This is a genomic window from Allobosea sp. GW823-FHT02B03 (assembly GCF_058797755.1).
In genome coordinates this window covers 479013-494695 of record NZ_JBXAJY010000005.1, presented here as the reverse complement: position 1 = coordinate 494695, position 15683 = coordinate 479013, and the positions used below count along the sequence as shown (strand labels likewise).

General features: G+C 67.0%; 15 protein-coding genes. 5 read left to right on the top strand and 10 right to left on the bottom strand.

The annotated features are described in order from the left end of the window. Positions 1 to 97 precede the first annotated feature (97 nt). Positions 98 to 817: a response regulator gene (locus AC1REK_RS19415; protein WP_492268792.1), complete on the top strand. Its 720-nt coding sequence runs from the start codon at positions 98 to 100 to the stop codon at positions 815 to 817. On the opposite strand, the gene AC1REK_RS19410 is transcribed toward AC1REK_RS19415, so the two are convergent. From AC1REK_RS19410 to AC1REK_RS19375, 8 genes are all read right to left on the bottom strand, one after another. Next, positions 781 to 3414: an ATP-binding protein gene (locus tag AC1REK_RS19410; protein WP_492268793.1), complete on the bottom strand. Its 2634-nt coding sequence runs from the start codon at positions 3412 to 3414 to the stop codon at positions 781 to 783. The genes AC1REK_RS19415 and AC1REK_RS19410 overlap by 37 nt on opposite strands. 71 nt (positions 3415 to 3485) lie before the next feature. Beyond that, positions 3486 to 4481 carry an ABC transporter substrate-binding protein gene (locus tag AC1REK_RS19405; protein WP_492268794.1) on the bottom strand — a complete coding sequence of 332 codons (996 nt, stop codon included), beginning with the start codon at positions 4479 to 4481 and terminating at the stop codon, positions 3486 to 3488. Between the two features lie 148 nt (positions 4482 to 4629). After that, positions 4630 to 5862: an HlyD family secretion protein gene (locus tag AC1REK_RS19400; RefSeq protein ID WP_327523570.1), complete on the bottom strand. Its 1233-nt coding sequence runs from the start codon at positions 5860 to 5862 to the stop codon at positions 4630 to 4632. Next, positions 5855 to 6304: a hypothetical protein gene (locus tag AC1REK_RS19395; protein WP_327523571.1), complete on the bottom strand. Its 450-nt coding sequence runs from the start codon at positions 6302 to 6304 to the stop codon at positions 5855 to 5857. The genes AC1REK_RS19400 and AC1REK_RS19395 overlap by 8 nt, the downstream gene beginning before the upstream one ends. 159 nt (positions 6305 to 6463) lie before the next feature. Continuing rightward, entirely contained in the window at positions 6464 to 7222 is a 759-nt protein-coding gene (gene ppk2 / locus AC1REK_RS19390) for a polyphosphate kinase 2 (protein WP_492268795.1), read from the bottom strand. A 40-nt stretch (positions 7223 to 7262) separates the two neighbouring features. Continuing rightward, positions 7263 to 7751: a hypothetical protein gene (locus AC1REK_RS19385; protein ID WP_327523573.1), complete on the bottom strand. Its 489-nt coding sequence runs from the start codon at positions 7749 to 7751 to the stop codon at positions 7263 to 7265. Positions 7752 to 7821: 70 nt separating this feature from the next. Further along, the gene (locus AC1REK_RS19380) at positions 7822 to 8403 is read right to left on the bottom strand and encodes a hypothetical protein (RefSeq protein WP_327523574.1); all 582 of its coding nucleotides are present in this window, start codon (positions 8401 to 8403) and stop codon (positions 7822 to 7824) included. A 137-nt stretch (positions 8404 to 8540) separates the two neighbouring features. Next, the gene (locus tag AC1REK_RS19375; RefSeq protein ID WP_327523575.1) at positions 8541 to 8759 is read right to left on the bottom strand and encodes a hypothetical protein; all 219 of its coding nucleotides are present in this window, start codon (positions 8757 to 8759) and stop codon (positions 8541 to 8543) included. A 188-nt stretch (positions 8760 to 8947) separates the two neighbouring features. Here AC1REK_RS19375 and AC1REK_RS19370 point away from each other — a divergent pair, with 188 nt between their 5' ends. From AC1REK_RS19370 to AC1REK_RS19355, 4 genes are all read left to right on the top strand, one after another. After that, entirely contained in the window at positions 8948 to 10819 is a 1872-nt protein-coding gene (locus tag AC1REK_RS19370) for an adenylate cyclase (protein ID WP_492268796.1), read from the top strand. Positions 10820 to 11027: 208 nt separating this feature from the next. Further along, positions 11028 to 11474 carry a hypothetical protein gene (locus AC1REK_RS19365; RefSeq protein WP_492268797.1) on the top strand — a complete coding sequence of 149 codons (447 nt, stop codon included), beginning with the start codon at positions 11028 to 11030 and terminating at the stop codon, positions 11472 to 11474. A gap of 66 nt (positions 11475 to 11540) precedes the next feature. Then, positions 11541 to 12164 (top strand): response regulator transcription factor, encoded by a 624-nt coding sequence (locus AC1REK_RS19360; RefSeq protein WP_492268798.1) that lies wholly within the window; start codon positions 11541 to 11543, stop codon positions 12162 to 12164. A 61-nt stretch (positions 12165 to 12225) separates the two neighbouring features. Then, positions 12226 to 12888 (top strand): hypothetical protein, encoded by a 663-nt coding sequence (locus AC1REK_RS19355; RefSeq protein ID WP_492268799.1) that lies wholly within the window; start codon positions 12226 to 12228, stop codon positions 12886 to 12888. On the opposite strand, the gene AC1REK_RS19350 is transcribed toward AC1REK_RS19355, so the two are convergent. Continuing rightward, entirely contained in the window at positions 12885 to 14621 is a 1737-nt protein-coding gene (locus tag AC1REK_RS19350) for a SulP family inorganic anion transporter (protein WP_492268800.1), read from the bottom strand. The genes AC1REK_RS19355 and AC1REK_RS19350 overlap by 4 nt on opposite strands. Positions 14622 to 14723: 102 nt before the next feature. Continuing rightward, on the bottom strand, positions 14724 to 15656 hold the full coding sequence (locus AC1REK_RS19345; protein ID WP_492268801.1) for a DUF2950 domain-containing protein: 933 nt from the start codon (positions 15654 to 15656) through the stop codon (positions 14724 to 14726). Positions 15657 to 15683 lie beyond the last annotated feature (27 nt).

The window sequence follows — 15683 nt, the reverse complement described above, 5'->3', positions numbered from 1 at the left end:
AATCGCTTGAATTCGGTCGATCCTTGTTGGATCGTCCGCCCGGCCGGAGCGCGAGACCTGCCATGAAGGGGGCCGCCGGCCGGGGATTGCGGGGCAGATGGACGCGACATCGGGAGAACGGCTGGTCATCGTCGAGGACGACCCCGTCACCCGTGCGGTCATCGCTGGCTATTTCAGCGACCAGGGTTTTCAGATCCAGGAGGCGGAGACCATCGCCCAGGCGAAACGGGCCGTCCGCAGCTTCAGGCCGGAGCTGATCTTCATCGATGTCGTGCTGCCCGATGGCGACGGCTTTGAGCTCGCCAGGGAGCTTCAGAGCTTTTCGGATGCCGGCATCATCTTCGTGACGCAGCGCGATGCCGATATCGACCGGATCGTCGGGCTCGAACTCGCCGGCGATCACTATGTCAGCAAGCCCGTCGACCTGCGCGACCTGCTCGCCCGTACCCGCTCGGTGCTGCGGCGGCGCAGGATCGAGCGTGATACGGCCCGGCGCAGCACCACAGCGACCTTCGGCCCGTTCATCATGGACCTGTTGCGGCGAGAGCTCGCGACGCTCACCGGCGACCCGATCCGCCTGACCCGTGGCGAATTCGACCTGCTGGCGGCTCTCGTCGAGAGCACCGAGCATGCCCTGACACGCGACTATCTGATCGAGGTGGTCAGCAACCGCTACACCGATGTCGACGCGCGCAGTGTCGATGCGCTGGTCGCCCGACTCCGGCGCAAGCTCAGCGATGCCGGCCATCCCGGGATCATCGTCACTGTCTCCGGCATCGGCTACAGGCTCGGGCTGCCGGTCGAACGCGACATCTGAACCTCAAGAAGGCCGGGCGCCTCGTCTTCGAGACCAGTGAGAGCCTCGAAGGCGTCGCTGCGGGCCCGGCCGAGCAGCTCGACCGCGAGTGCCAGCGCGTCGGGCTCGACGACCAGCGCCTCGCGCTCGAGCCTGCCCGCCAGGACGACGACGCGCCCGAACCCGACCGCACCGGCCGAGCTCGCGAGCTGATGGGCCAGCCGCCGCAGCTCCCCCCTGTCCGAAGCCATCAGCGCCGTGCGCATGTCCTTCATGATCTGCTCCGACACGGTCGCGAAGAGCAGAACCAGCTGCCGTGTACGCTCCTCGCCGATCAGGCCGCGCTGTGTGCGAAAGAAGGCGATATCGACGGGGAGCTCCGCCGAAAGCGCCACGGACGGCCCTTCGCTGCGACGGGCCCCACCTCGCCCGATGGCCTGCATCAGCGATGCCGAAGTGATCGGCTTCGACAGGATCGTCGTCAGCGCCGCCGCACGCATCCGCCGCATCGTCTCAGGGGAGACATCAGCCGTCAGCGCGATGATCCGGAGCTGCGAAGCTCCCGGCAATTCCCGCATCGCCAGTGCGGTCTCGACGCCGTCCATGCCGGCCATGTGCATGTCGAGCAGCACGAGGTCGATGGCGCCTTTGCGCAGCCTTGCCAGCGCCGCTTCGCCCGAGGTCACAGCCTGCACCTTGTGGCCGGCCTTGCCGACCATGACCCGGGCAACCTCGCGGGTCACCGGGTCGTCGTCGACCACGAGGACGCGTTGAATCTGCGTCGGCGTCCGGTCCGGGGGCCGCGGTTCTCCCTTGGCCGTCGCCAAGGGCAGCCTGACGGAAAAGCTGCTGCCTTCCCCTTTGGTGCTGGCGACGGAGATCGCGCCGCCCATCAGCTCCGCCAGTTTGCTGCAGATCGCCAAGCCCAGTCCGACACCGCCATTGCGCCGGCCCGTCTCCGGGTCGACCTGCACGAAATCACGAAAGATCTGACCCTGCATCGCCCGGTCGATGCCGATGCCGGTGTCGCGGACCATGAGCGTCAACCAGATGCTGCCGCCGGCCGACGGAGGCTCCAGCTCGGCGCTGAACTCGATCTCGCCCCGCTCGGTAAAGCTGATCGCGTTGCGCAAGAGGTTGATCAAGATGCGCTGGACCTTGCCGGGGTCGCCGTGAAGACGGGCACGATCGGACGGCGGACGCCGCAGCTTCAGGGCAAGCCCCTTCTGCTCTGCCGGGTGACGCATCAGGGCATCGACGGCCTCGAGCAGCGCGCCAAGATCGAAATCGCGCAGGTCGAGGCTTTCGCTCCCGGCCTCCAGCCGCGACAGGTCGAGCGTCGCATTGGCCAGATCGACGAGCGCTTCGCCCGAGGTGGCGGCCATAGCGACGAGGCGGCGATCGCGCTGGCTCAGGCGGCTTCGATCGAGCAGATCCAGAACGCCGAGCATACCGGAGAGCGGCGTGCGGATATCGTGGCCGACCACCGCCAGGAACCTGGATTTTGCCCGGGTCGCCTCCTCCGCAGCCTTCTGTCCCGCGGAGGCCAGCTCCAGCGCCGTCTTCAGGGCCGCGGTACGGGCGACAACCTTGTCCTCCAACATGGCGCGACTTTCCTCCAGACTTTCGGCCATCTGGTTGAACTGCTCGCCGAGTTCCTGAAGCTCGTCACCGGTGCGGATGTCGATCCGCTCGTGCAGCTGTCCCCGGCCGATCCGAGCCGCGCCGTCGCCGAGAGCCCTGATCGGCGCCACAAGCTTCCGGCTCAAGGCGATTGCGGCGACGATTGCGGCGAGAAGCGCCAGCGCGAGGAACACAAGCGAACGCAGCAGCGATGCATGGATCGGAGCGAAGGCTTCCCATTCAGGCAGATCGACCACCACATTCCAGTCGAGCTCGGGAACCGCCGCCATGACCGACAGCACCTTGCGCCCCTCGATATCGGTCGTCGAAAGCCCAGCCCCGGGCTCTCCCGCAGCCTGATGCCCGCCGATGAGGTCAGCGAGGTTCGTGTTGCGGAGGACGAAGCGCAGATCGGGATGGGCGATCAGCCGCCCGGACTGCGTGACGATATAGGCGCGGCCGGCCTCGCCGACCTTGAGCCGGGAAACCAGATCGCGGATGAAGACGAGGTTGACCGTCGCCTGCGCGACCCAATGTGGCGGCGCCTCGCCGCGCCGGAGCAGCACCACATAGGGCTCCGAGCCCCGGCGGAACTGGACATCGCCATGGAAGCTGCCCTGCGCGAGCGCCGTCTTGAAGCCGGGATCCGCCGACCAGTCGACGCCGCTGCGGATCCGGTCGCGCTCGATGCGTGAAAGCGCGAGCTGCTCGCGCCCGGTCGGATCGATCTGGCGCAGTTCGAGGATGGCCGGCACCTGCCGCAGCAGCCGCAGACCGTCCAGCCGACGCTCCTCGGCCGAATTGTCGGCAGCACCGCTCTGCGCGGCCCAGTCCAGCTGATGCATGATATCGGCCACGAAAGCACCGATCCTCTGCGCCGCCGCCCGGGCCTGTTCCTGCTGCACACGGACCACGAGCGCCCTCTGGTCCGAGAAGGCGAAATAGGTCGAAACGGCCGTGCTGAGGCCGAGCGCAAGGCAGATCGCGACGGCCATGAACTGCGCATACCGCCGACCGAGCGCGCCACGCGGCTCAGAGGCGTTTCGCGGTGCAGCGTCGTGCCGCGTCACGAAACAATCCGCTGGGCGCGTATCCGCAGCGAAGGCGGCAGGCCAAGTCCGAGCGCGGCGGCGGCCTTCTCGTTGATGACAAGCTCGAAGCTGCGGGAGAACTGCACCGGCAGCTCCGCGACATTCGCGCCGCGCAGGATCAGGTCGACATAGGAGGCCATGAGTTCGGCGGTGCCCTCACGGGCACCGGTGTAGGACATCAGTCCGCCCTGCTGCGTGAAGGTATCGAACGGATAGATCGCCGGCAGCCGCCCGCGCGCCGCCGCCGCCGTGCACCGGCCGGCATGGCGAAAGGTGAAGCTATCCGGCAGGAAGACCAACCCTCTGCCGGGACCCTGCGCCGCAAAAGCGACGAGCAACCGCTCGATCGCGGCTGGTTCGGGCACTGGCAGCGTCTCGAGCTCCAAGCCCTGCTCCGAGATGCTGGCGTTCAGGCTCGCGAGATAGGTCTCGCCGGCGGCCGGTGTGGTGCGCGGGTTGAAGACCACGCCGATCCGGCGGGTCGCCGGGGCGATCTCGCCCAGCAGTTCGAGCCATTTGGCCGACATGGCGGGGTCATTGTTGCTGAAACCGGTAGCATTGCCTTCGGGGCGCTCGAGCGAGCGCACGAAGCCGCTTCCGACAGGATCAGAGGCGGTGCTGAACAGGACAGGGATCCGCCGTGTTTCGGCAAGAACCGCCTCGGCCTCGGTGCTGGAACCGACGATGATGACGTCGGGCCGGTCCTGAAGCGTCTGGCCGACGGCGCGTGCCAGATCGCCCTCGCTGGCGCCCGAGAACCGCCAGATCGCGCGCAGATTGCCGCCTTCGACCCAGCCACGCTCGGCCAGCAGGCCGCGAAGCTCGGCCATCCTGGAACGCACGACAGGATGGTCGAGCGGCAGCGCGGTTATCACCGCGATCAGCTTGGTTGGCGCCGCCGCCCGCACCGCGTGATCGCAGAGCGCGAGCCCGCACCCTGCCAAGGCAACCAGAAGGGAGCGACGACGCATGCGGCGAGCCAGAATGTGAGAGGAGCGCTCCTGCCGCGCTCCCTGAGCCCAGTTTCGCATGCCTCGGCCAGCCGCGTCGAGGGCGAGCGCCGCAATGGCTGGGAGAGACGGGTCGGCGCCTTGGTGAGGCGCGAATCCGTCGCCCGTCTCAATGCCCGCTGAAGACCAGCGTCTGGATCGGCAGGACCAGCGCCTGGATACGCAGCAGCAGCGCGTGCACCAGCCCGACCGCGTCGACCCCGTGGAGCATGATCTTGCGCCCGGTTGAGAGCTTCCCGGACGCGATCAGCTCGTGATTGCTGGAATAGGCATTGGCGATGCAGGTGCTGCCCGGGGTGACGCCGTCGAGTCCGTCGGCATAGAGCGGCTCGAGATAGGCCAGAAGCGTCCCCGGCTTCGAAACCTGCTGGACGTCGAGCAGGACCTCGCCGCTGCGAAACTGGCCGGCGGCAATGAAGTCCTGCACGTTGGTGACGACCATCGGGATGATCACCCAGGGCTTGGAGAGGCAGGTCGCTTCCGCGACCATGCCGACCTTCATGACCTGCGCTTCGAGCTGCGAGAAGCCGGCCTGCAGGGTCGTCCGACCCGCCTCCTGGGGGATCAGAACGCCAGCCGGCCGCAGCAGCGGGTTGACGACGTCGCCGACGCGCAGCGTGAACTGCTCGATGCGGCCGGTTACCCCGGCGCGCACCACCGTGCGGTCGAGATCGGCCTGCGCCTGCGCCAGCGCCGCTTCGGCGCTCGCCTTCTCGGCCGGCAGCAAGGTCGAGATCCGCGTTTCCGCGCTGGCCTTCGAGGCGACGGCCGCGGAAACCGCTGCTTCTCGCCCGGCGACCAGGTTCTCGAGCCGCTCGATCTCACGCCGCGCGACGATGTCGTCATTGCGCCGGCGCAGCTCCTGCTTGGTCTCGAGCTCGTCGAGTGCCTGCTGATGCGCGCTTTTCGCCTCGAGGATCTTGCTCTCATCGGTGAGGAGATCGGCCCTGGCGACGACAATCGAGGCCTCGACCTCGGCGATCTTGTTCCTGGCGGTCGCGACCGCCGCCTCCTGCCGGCTGCTGTCGAGCCGGAAGATCGGATCGCCCTTCGTGACGTTGCCGCTGACGCCGACATTGACCTCCGCAACGCGGCCATTGATCTCGGGAACGATCGGAACGGTCCGGAACATCACCGAAGCGCTGGTCGAGGACGGGTGATTGTAGAAGATCACGGTGATCAGGGCGATCGTCAGCATGAGGCAGGTGGTGATGCCCCAGCGCAGCTCGAACCAGACCGAATAGAAGGTGATCTCCTTGCCGAGGCGCTTGCCTTGCCGGAACCGCCGGTAGAGGTAATCGGGGACGATGGTGAGGAGCGAGCAGACCAGCAGTTCAAGCATGGCCGGGCTCCTTCCGGATCGGCGCATGGCTCTCGCTTGCGGCATGGGCGGTGTCGGGCGGCGGCGCTTCGTCGAACTCCGTCTCGCTCGCCGGCGACCTCACTCCGGCGATGCGCTCGAGCGCATGTGCCATCCGCCCGAATAGCCCGGTGAAGTCCGGAAGATCGATCAGCGCCAGAAGCAGGCCCGCAACCCAGAACAGATGCACATGGGTGAACAGAGCCAACAGGCCTAGAACCGCGACGATCTCGAACTGGAGTTTCTGGGACTTGTGCGCCATGCGCTCGGGCAGCGTATGCAGGCGCAGGAAGATCAGGCCGACGCCGAGCACCGCCGCCAGGAGGATGATGCCGGTTACGACCAGCAGCGTATCCGTTTCGCCAGGCGCGGTGATGAAACCCGGCAGATGATGCGGCGCCAAGGGGTGAAGGCCAGCGGCCATAAGAACACTCCAGATCAAGAGCACGCCGCGACCAGCCTGCAATACAAGCTAGTCGGATCGCGCGTTCTCTATCAATAGCTTAGAGCCGAATTCGGCCAGATTGAATCAACGCGATCGACCGGACGCCCCTCCGTCCGGAGTTCGCAGGCGGATTTTGATCTAGCCTATCCAGTTGCGGGCGAAGTTGACCTCCTCGTAGCCATGCGGCTTCTGTCGCTTCGGTAGCTTGATCTTTTCGCGCGGCAAGTCCTCGTAAGGAACAGAACTCAATATGTGCGAGATGATGGCCAGCCTCGCCTTACGCTTATCGTCGGAGTGAACGGCGTACCAGGGCGCCCAGGCCGTATCGCTCGCACGGAACATCTCGTCCCTGGCGCGCGAGTATTCGTACCAGCGCGAATACGACTTGAGATCCATCGGCGAAAGCTTCCAAATCTTTCTGGGGTCGTTGATGCGCTCCTCCATGCGGCGCGTCTGCTCCTCCTGACCGACCTCGAGCCAGTATTTCAGCAGGATGGCGCCGGAATCGACGATAGCCTTCTCGACGCTGGGAACGATCTGCAGGAAGCTCTTGGCCTGCTCTTCCGTGCAGAAACCCATGACCCGCTCGACCCCCGCACGATTGTACCAGCTGCGGTCGAAGATCACGATCTCGCCTGCGGCGGGCAGATGCGGCACATAGCGCTGAACGTACATCTGCGAGCGCTCGCGCTCGGTCGGCGGCGGCAGCGCGACGACACGGAAGACGCGCGGGCTGACCCGCTCGGTGATCGCCTTGATCACCCCGCCCTTGCCGGCGCCGTCGCGCCCCTCGAAGACGATGCAGACCTTGCCGCCGGCATGTTTCGCCCATTCCTGGAGCTTGACCAGCTCGCCGTGCAGCTCGCGCAGTTCGCGCTCATACTGCTTCCGTGCCATGGGCTTGTTCGGATCCGCCTTCATCGTCGTCCTCCGGTCGCTAGGACCAGCTCAGGAAGAATGCGACATCGCCCGGCAGGCCCCCCGGCCATTCGACGATCATGGCGCGCAGCTTGTACTTCGCCGGCTGCAGATGTTCCTTCCAGAACTCGTAGGCCTGGCGCGGCCGCCCCGTCAGCGTGGTCGGCCAATCGGCCTCAGAATTGTTGATGGCGCGGCCCCGATCCGTGCAGAGCGCGCTCGGGAAGCGCATCACGAGCACCTCCTTCTCGCCGCGCTCGGCGGCAGCGCGTGTCTTGTTCGCCAGGCTCTGCTTGATCTCGGCGATCTTCGCCGGGGTTACGGCGATCTCTTCCTTCAAGGCTGCCACCAGCTTGAGCCGGGCCTGCTCGGCCTTGTCCATGGCGCCAAGCAGCTTCGAGGCCTTGGCCATTTCGAGCTCCGCCATATACGAGCGGAGATCGTCGGCGGACATGAAGCTCTCATCGGCGAGCGTAGCCGTCTGCGGTTTGGAAGCTGCGGTCGACATGGTTCTCAACTCCTGCGTCCAGTCCCGCCACAGGCGGCCGCGCGGGCAGCCTGTGGCGGGGGCGGCGTAGTCAGAGCTTCACGACGTGGATAGCCTCGGCGAAGGTGAGGTCGACCATATCGCCGCGCCGCAGGCGCCGCAGATCCTTGGCGATGTCCGGATCGACCACGCGGTGCGTGCGAGGCCCCGCGGGACCGACATAGCTGACCATGCCGGTGGCAGGATCGTAGCGCTCGAACTTCGCAGTCAGAGTGAGCGAGCGCTCGACGAACCTGTCGGGCAGATTCTGGAAGCGCGGCGCGCTGACCTCCTCGGTGTAGACGATCTCAGGCCGGGCGCCCCGCTTCGCGCGCCGGGCGCCGAGCAGCGCACCCTCGACGCGCCGGATCTGCAACCGGTCGCCCGGGCGGACGCCATTAAGATCGCCGAAAATCTCGGGGACCATCACCCGCCACGCATACTGCCCCTGGCGGACCACGACGATGCGCGTCGCGGGATCGATGGTGACGACCTCGACATCAATCCGCTCGACCTCGACCGCGCCCACACCGGCCACGATCACGGTCTCGCTCGTCACCGTTGGGGTCGTGGCGCAGCCTGCGGCACCGATAGCCAACGAGATTGCGAGGAGCCAGCTTGCATGCTTCGACATCGGAACTCTCCACCCTGAGGAACACCAGTCTGCTTCCTGAGCGCCATGCGTCCGATCGAGGCGCAGTGGCGTCCCATCCCCATCATCGAAGCATCGGATGCGTCCGAAAGCCACACCTGTTCTTTCGGTCCGATGCCCTAGCCGCCATGCCGCCCGGAATGCCGGGTCTGTCGCTCGTGTATCGCCTGCCGGAGCTCGGCCTCGAGCCCGTCGATCAGATGCCTGTATTCGTCGCGCCGGGCAGCGGCTCCCGGGGCTTCCGAGGCTTCCCAGCGCTGCAGCGCCAGTTCGGCCTCGGCGAGGTCTCCGCAGATATTGCGGAAGCTCTCGCTGCCCAGGACAAGCTCCTCGATCACCTTTTTGTGTTTCGGCAAGCGCCTGATGGCAGCCAGAACGCCCGTATCCATAGGATCGAGCCCCCCGCGAAAGGCCATAATTATGTGGCCCGTCCGCCGAGTTGGGAGTAAATAACGAGAGGTTACACAGAAGTACCGCCTCGCCTTGCCTTTACTATCGGGATGTCCGGCTCGGGGGAGCCTATTCCGTGGAGCAGCATCGGCCCAGGAACTGTGATGACGACAGTGCTGCTCCGTCCGGGCCGCACCCGCCGGAGCAGGAAGTCCGTGCGCAGCTCGACCGTATTCTCGCCAGTGCCGAGTTCAACGTGCCGGCCCGGGTCCGCCAGTTCCTGGTCTATGTGGTCAACGAGACGCTTGCGGGCCGGGCGGACCGGATCAAGGCCTATTCGGTGGCGGTCGAGGTCTTCGGCCGGGATGCCAATTTCGACATCCAGAACGATCCGGTCGTGCGCATCGAAGCAGGGCGCCTGCGGCGTGCGCTGGAGCGCTACTACCTGCTGGCGGGCAATTCCGCCCCTGTCCTGATCGAGATCCCCAAGGGCGCCTATGTGCCCCATTTCCAATGGCGGCAGGATCATGGGGATGACGCCCAGTCCGCTGCGCCGCTGCGCGTCGACCGGCATGGCAGCGACACCGCCGCTTCCACCAGGCAGAGCCCGCCCTGGCTCGTGGGCTCGCTGCTCGCGCTGACAATGCTCGCAGCAGGTTACCTCGCCTGGCTTGCGACCCCGCCACAGCCTGTGACCTCCGCGAGGGCGCTGTCCGCCCCCGAAGCGCCCTCGCTGTCGCTGAAGCCCTTCGCCAATCTCTCGGGCCAGCCAGAGGTCAACTACTACGCCGCCGGGCTCACCGAGGAATTGCTGGCGCAACTCACCCGTTTCAAGGAGCTGACGGTCCTGGCGCGTGAGCCTCCGGGCCCGACCGCCGGGGCAGCGACCGTCGAAGTCCCGCGCCCTTCCGGCAGCCGCTACGTGCTGGAGGGCGGCATCCGCCTGTCCGATGGCAAGTTGCGGATATCCGCTCGCGTGCTCGACGGTGAAAGCGCGATCGTCCTGTGGGCCGGGACCTATGATGCCGATCCGCGCGACAAGCCGATCGTCGATATCGAAACGACGATCGCCGCGAACGTCGCGACGGCTGTCGCGCAACCCTATGGGGTGATCTTCACCAATCCGCCGCTTGTGCGGCCGGGAAAGCTCGGACTGGCGAGCCTGCCGCAGGATTGCTCCTACCGCTTCTACCATTACCGTACCGTGATCGACGCCAGCGAGCATGCGCAGGCGCGCGAGTGCCTGGAGCAGGTCACGGAGCGCTATCCGCAGCATGCGACCAGCTGGGCGATGCTGTCCTATCTCTATCTCGACGAGGAACGGTTCAAGCTGAACCGCCGCGCCGGTCCACCGACGCCAATCGTGCGGGCGCGGGCCGCCGCCGAACGCGCCGCCAGGCTCGCGCCCGAGAATGTCCGGGCGCTTCAGGCGCTGATGACGGTGCTCTACTTCAGCGGCGAGCCTGCCGAGGCGCTGCGCATCGGCGCGCAGGCGCGGGCGCTCAATCCCAACGACACCGAATTGCTCGGCGAGTTCGGCGCCTGGGTCGCGCAATCCGGCAACTGGGGGCCCGGCGCCAGCCTGATCGAGGAGGCAATGGCCAAAAACCCCGGCCATTCCAGCTACTATACCGGGCTTCTCGCCCTCGCCGCCTATATGCAGGGCGAGGATGCGCGCGCCGTCGACCTGATCAAGCGGGCCAATCTGCAACGCTTCTCGATCTACCATTTCGTTGCCGCGCTGATCTTCGCCCGACGCGGCATGGGCCATGAAGCCGCGCAGGCCCGCGCCGAATTCCTGAAGCTGCGCCCCGGGTTCTTTGCCGACTTCGACGGCGAGCTCGACCGGCGGAACTTCAATGCGAGGGACCGCGCGATCCTCGTCCGCGGCGCCATCCAGGCCGGCTTTCCGGTGCGGACACAGCTCTCCGCCTGGGAGGCGGGGCAACACGCTGCGGCCCCTGCGGCGGAGCCGGCCGACGATCCCCCCCAACGTAGCCAACCGTAACCTACTTCCCGGAACCGCTTTTGCGGCCTGCACTACGGTCAGAAATGAGGTGCAGCGGCATGGCGGCGGCGCGACGCAACAACCCGTTCAGGTTGCGATACCGTCGGCGATAATACTCCGACACGCGTCCTGCCATCCCGGATCGACTGAGCGCGTCGGCTTCCGGCGCTCCCTGCTCGACCGGGCCTGCCCGAGCGATGGAGGCTGGATGACCGCATCAATCTGCCGCCTGACGCTCCTTGTCGCGTCTGTGGCCACGGCCACGCTCACCCTGCCTCTCTCCTCGGAGGTACGGGCGCAGACGGGAGCCTTGCAAGGTGCCTGGCTCGAGGAAGGCGGCGCCTGCTCCAGCGTCTTCGTCCCGAAGGGAGCGGCAATAGCGTTCCGGCGGCCGGCAGCTGCCTTCGCACCGGCCTTCATCATTGCCGGCCAGCGGCTGGCGACGCCACTCGCCACCTGCCGGATCGTCCGCATGACAGCCCAGGGCGATCGGCAGGTGCTGAACCTGAGCTGCACCACCACCGTCTCATCCGACAGCGCCCGCGCGGTGTTCGCGTTGGCGGAGGGCGGGACGCTCAATCGCTATCTCGGCCCGGAGGGCGGCATGGCGACCAAGTATCAACGCTGCGACCGGGACTCGTTGAAGCCACCCTGAGGCCGCGCGCATTCCGAGATGACCGGCGGAGCGGCTGCCCGCCAGCCAGCAGATCGGGGGAAAGCCATGTCAGCTCTTGTGCATATCGTTGAAGGAGATTTATCCGCCCAGGCCGGGATCGACGGACTGCTCCGCGCCTGCGGCTACCGGACCAAGGCCTATGGCAGCACCGACGAGATCCTGAGCCAGATACCGGACGACGACAGCGCCAGCTGTATCGTCGTCGATGTGGAGAAGCCGGACACGGACGTGCCCGACCTGTTCGATCGGCTGAACAGGGCCGGCTCGAACCTCCCGGTGATCTGCCTTTCCGGCCAGAACGACGTGCGCACCGGCGTCAAGGCGATCAAGGCCGGAGCCGAGGACTTCTTCACCAAGCCGGTGGCCTCCGAGGAGCTGATCGTCGCGATCGATCGCGCCATCGCCCGTCATCGCCTCGCCAGCGAGCGGGAGGGCCGGGTACGCGCGGCAAGGCAGCGGCTGCTCCTGCTGACACGACGCGAGCGCGAGGTCTTCGATCTCGTCATCCGCGGCAAGATGAACAAGCAGGTCGCCTTCGCACTCGGGACCACCGAGCGGACGGTGAAGGCGCATCGCCACAACGTGATGGAGAAGCTGCAGATCCGCTCCGTGGTGGAGCTTGTAACCTGCGCCGAGCGGCTCGGGCTGCTGCGCTTCGCCGATCCCTAGCCTCAGAGCCCTGCGGCTGGCTCCGGCGCGGCCGCCGAATTTGCAGTCAACGGGGTCGAGCATGGCGTCGTCCGCCCATCACGCACCTGCCGGGCTGAAGGCGCCGCGGGCCGCGGCGGTCGCCGGCATCCTGTTCTCCGTCCTGCTCCTGTCGGCGATCTTGCTGGTTCTCCAGACGCTGCGCCTGCATCCGCGCGACCCCGGCGACTGGCTCGGGGCCCAGGCCTGGAAGGTCGAGCTCGCGCTCCACCTCATCCCCTTCGCCGGCATCGCCTTTCTCTGGTTCATGGGCGTGCTGCGCGACAGGCTCGGTGCGCAGGAGCATCCGCTGTTCGCAACGGTCTTCCTCGGCAGCGGCCTGCTCTTCGTCGCCATGCTGTTCACCGCGGCTGCCGCCATCGGAGCGATCCTGACCACCCATGCGGCGCTGCCTCGCGAACTCGCGGGCTCGGTGACCTTTACCTTGGCGCGCTCCTTCTCCTATTTCCTGGTCAGCGTCTACGCATTGAAGGTCGCCGGCGTCTTCCTGCTGACGGCCTCGACCATCGTGCTGCGCACCGGGATCGCGGCGCGCTGGACGGCGTTCTGCGGCTACGCCGCAGCCGCCTTCCTGCTGCTCGGCAGCCATATCGTCGACGGGGCTTTCCTGGTCTTTCCGCTCTGGGTGCTGATCATCAGCGGCGACATCCTGGTCCGGGAGTACCGGCGCACCGAGCCAGCCTAGACGGAGCCGGGCCGCCCCTCGCCGACCGGTCCTTCGCCGACCGGCGCCGGCTGCGCCGCAGTGCCGGGTTCGCGGCCGGCAAGCGCACTGACGGCATCCTCGACATCGTCGAAGACCATTGTCGCTTCCGGCCCCTCGAAGAAGCCGGCTCGCTGCAGAATCTCCCAAGGCTCGCGGTGGAGTTCGGCCAGAACCAGCGTCAGGCCGAGCTCCGACAGATCGGCCCGCAGCTTCTGCAGCATGGCAACCGCCGTCGTATCGATCTGGGCGACGGCGCTGGCATCGACCAGGAGCCAGTCGGTACCCGGCGGGACCGCCTGCGCCACGCTCTCGAAACGGTCGCGCAGAAAGTCCGTATTGAAGAACAGGATGCTGCCCTGCACGAGGAAGATCACCATGCCCGGCACCGGAGCCGCGCGTTCGCTGCGGTGGAGCTTGTAGAAGCCCGGCCGCCCTGCGATCCGCCCGAGCAGGGCGACGCGCGGGCGCATTTCCTTGAGAAGGACATGCAGCAAGGTGCCGGCAATGGCGATGACGACTCCGCTGAGCACGCCGAGGCTGATTGCGCCCCACATGCTGATCAGGGCGAAGACGAACTCGGTGCGGCTGACCCGCCAGATCTCGCGAAGACCGCCGAGATCGATCAGGTTCAGCGCAGCGAAGGCGAGGATGGCGCCCAGCGCCGGATTGGGCAGGAGGCGCAGCGCGTCGTTGAGATAGAGCAGCAGCGCCGTCAGCGCGAAGGCGGCGACGAGCCCCGAGATCTGCGAGCGCGCGCCGGCCGAGATGTTGATCGCCGTGCGCGAGTCCGAGACCGTCACCGGAAAGCCGCTGAACAGGCCCGAGAAAATGTTGCTGTATCCAAGTCCGGTCAGCTCGCGGTCGGCGTCGACGTCGAACTTGTCCCGAGCTCCGAAGCTGCGCGCCGCGACAAGGCCGGAGCTGACGCTGACCAGCCAGACCGCGCCGGCGCCGAGCAGCAATTCCTTCACCGGCAAGCGCGAGACATCCGGCAAGGACAAGCTCGGCATCGTGCTCGGCAGGCTGCCGATCACCTTCATGCCGCGGCCCTCGAGATCGAACAGCGCCGAGGCGATGCCCGCCAGCACGACGACGACGAGCGGCCCGGGAATCGGAAAGCGCAGCCGCGCCAGCAACACGAGCAGGCCGAACATCACGGCACCGAAGCCAAGCGAGGGCCAATGGATCTGGCCGGCCTTGCGGATGATCTCGAGCAGCGGCTGAATCAGCCCGTCACCTTCGATACGGACACCGGTCAGCCGTCCAATCTGGCCGATCAGGATCGAGATCGAGATGCCGCTGATGAAGCCGATCAGGATCGGGCGCGACAGGAAGGACGCGACGACGCCGAGACTCAGCCTGCCAGCCAGGACACAGAGCACGCCGACCATCAAGGCCAGCGCCGCCGCTGCGGCGACGCGATCGGCCGGATTGTCGAGAGGCAGGGTCGCCAGCGCCGCGGCCAGCACGGTCATGGTCGCGGCATCCGGGCCGACCATCAGCTTGCGCGACGGCCCGAACAGCGCGTAGCCGACCAGCGGCAGGATGCTGGAGTAGAGGCCGACCTCGGCCGGCAGGCCGGCGATCGCCGGATAGGCGATGGCACTGGGAATGGCGACGGCGGCGACCGCGAGGCCAGCCGTGACATCGAAGCGCAAGCTTTCCAGCCGGTAGCCCACAAGGCTCGCGGGAAGCAGATCCCGGGCTTTCATCGCCGCAGCCCCGGCAGTTTCCGGGTCTTGCCTCCCGAATGGGCATCACGAGCCGAACGAAGATGAATGCGGGCTCGAAGCATCCGGAGGCCACCACTGCTGCTATTGGCCGGGCGAAACCTTCTCCCAGCCGCTGTCGGGGTTGAAGCTGCCCATCCGGGCCGCGATGCGGGCGGTCCGGGGGCCGAGGTCCTTCTGATAGACCGTGCCTGAATGATTGAGCATGAAGCTCATCACCCCGGACCTGCCATACTCCGCCGGATAGGCCAAGATGGCGAAGCCGCCGATCATCCGCCCGCCGGCGACATAGTCGATCCGGCCGCCGGGCGCCGCGGAGCCCTGCCGCGTCAGGATTTTGAAGTAATAGCCGTGATAGGGCCGGCGCTCCTCGCCAGCGCGGTAGCCCTCGCCAGCCGCTTCGGCGGCGAGCTCTCCCAGCGGGCTCTGCTCCTCGCCGGCAGCGCTCGGCCAGTACAGTCCATCGCGCGTGCCCGGCCGGCTGACGATCCGGCTCGCATAGAGACCCGCCCCCTTCCCTGTCCGATCCTTCGCGGCATAGTCCTGCTGCGCATCGTAGAAGGCGAGGATCGCCTGCATGGCGGCAAGCTCGTTGCGGCCGATCCGGCGCGCGGTGATCTCCCTGCTGCCGGCCTCGGAATCGAACTTCCAACGGCCGCCGCTGCGAACGATGGGAATCGGGAACGGAAACTCGTCCTGGCCCACCAGCAAGGTGGCGGTATCGCCCTTTTCGCTCACCGAATGGCGATTGTCGTAGGCGACGACGAAGCGCTCGCGATCGGCTGCGTCGGCGACCGTATCACCGGAGCTGAGGATCGCGCGCGCCGGAGCGCCGAGAATGGTCCGCAGGCGCGCCGTGTCGCGGGCGCGGACCGCGTCGACCAGGGCGGCCGCGGCCTCGGCCGGGGTCTTGAAGGGCTGCTGGGCGCGTGCGGCCGTCGCCGGCGAGAGGATGAACGCCGCGCCCGCCGTGAGCAGGAGAGCGAGCCGACGCAGCGCTTGCCATGGCTTTGTCATGGAACCGATCCCGGGAGTTGAATGAAA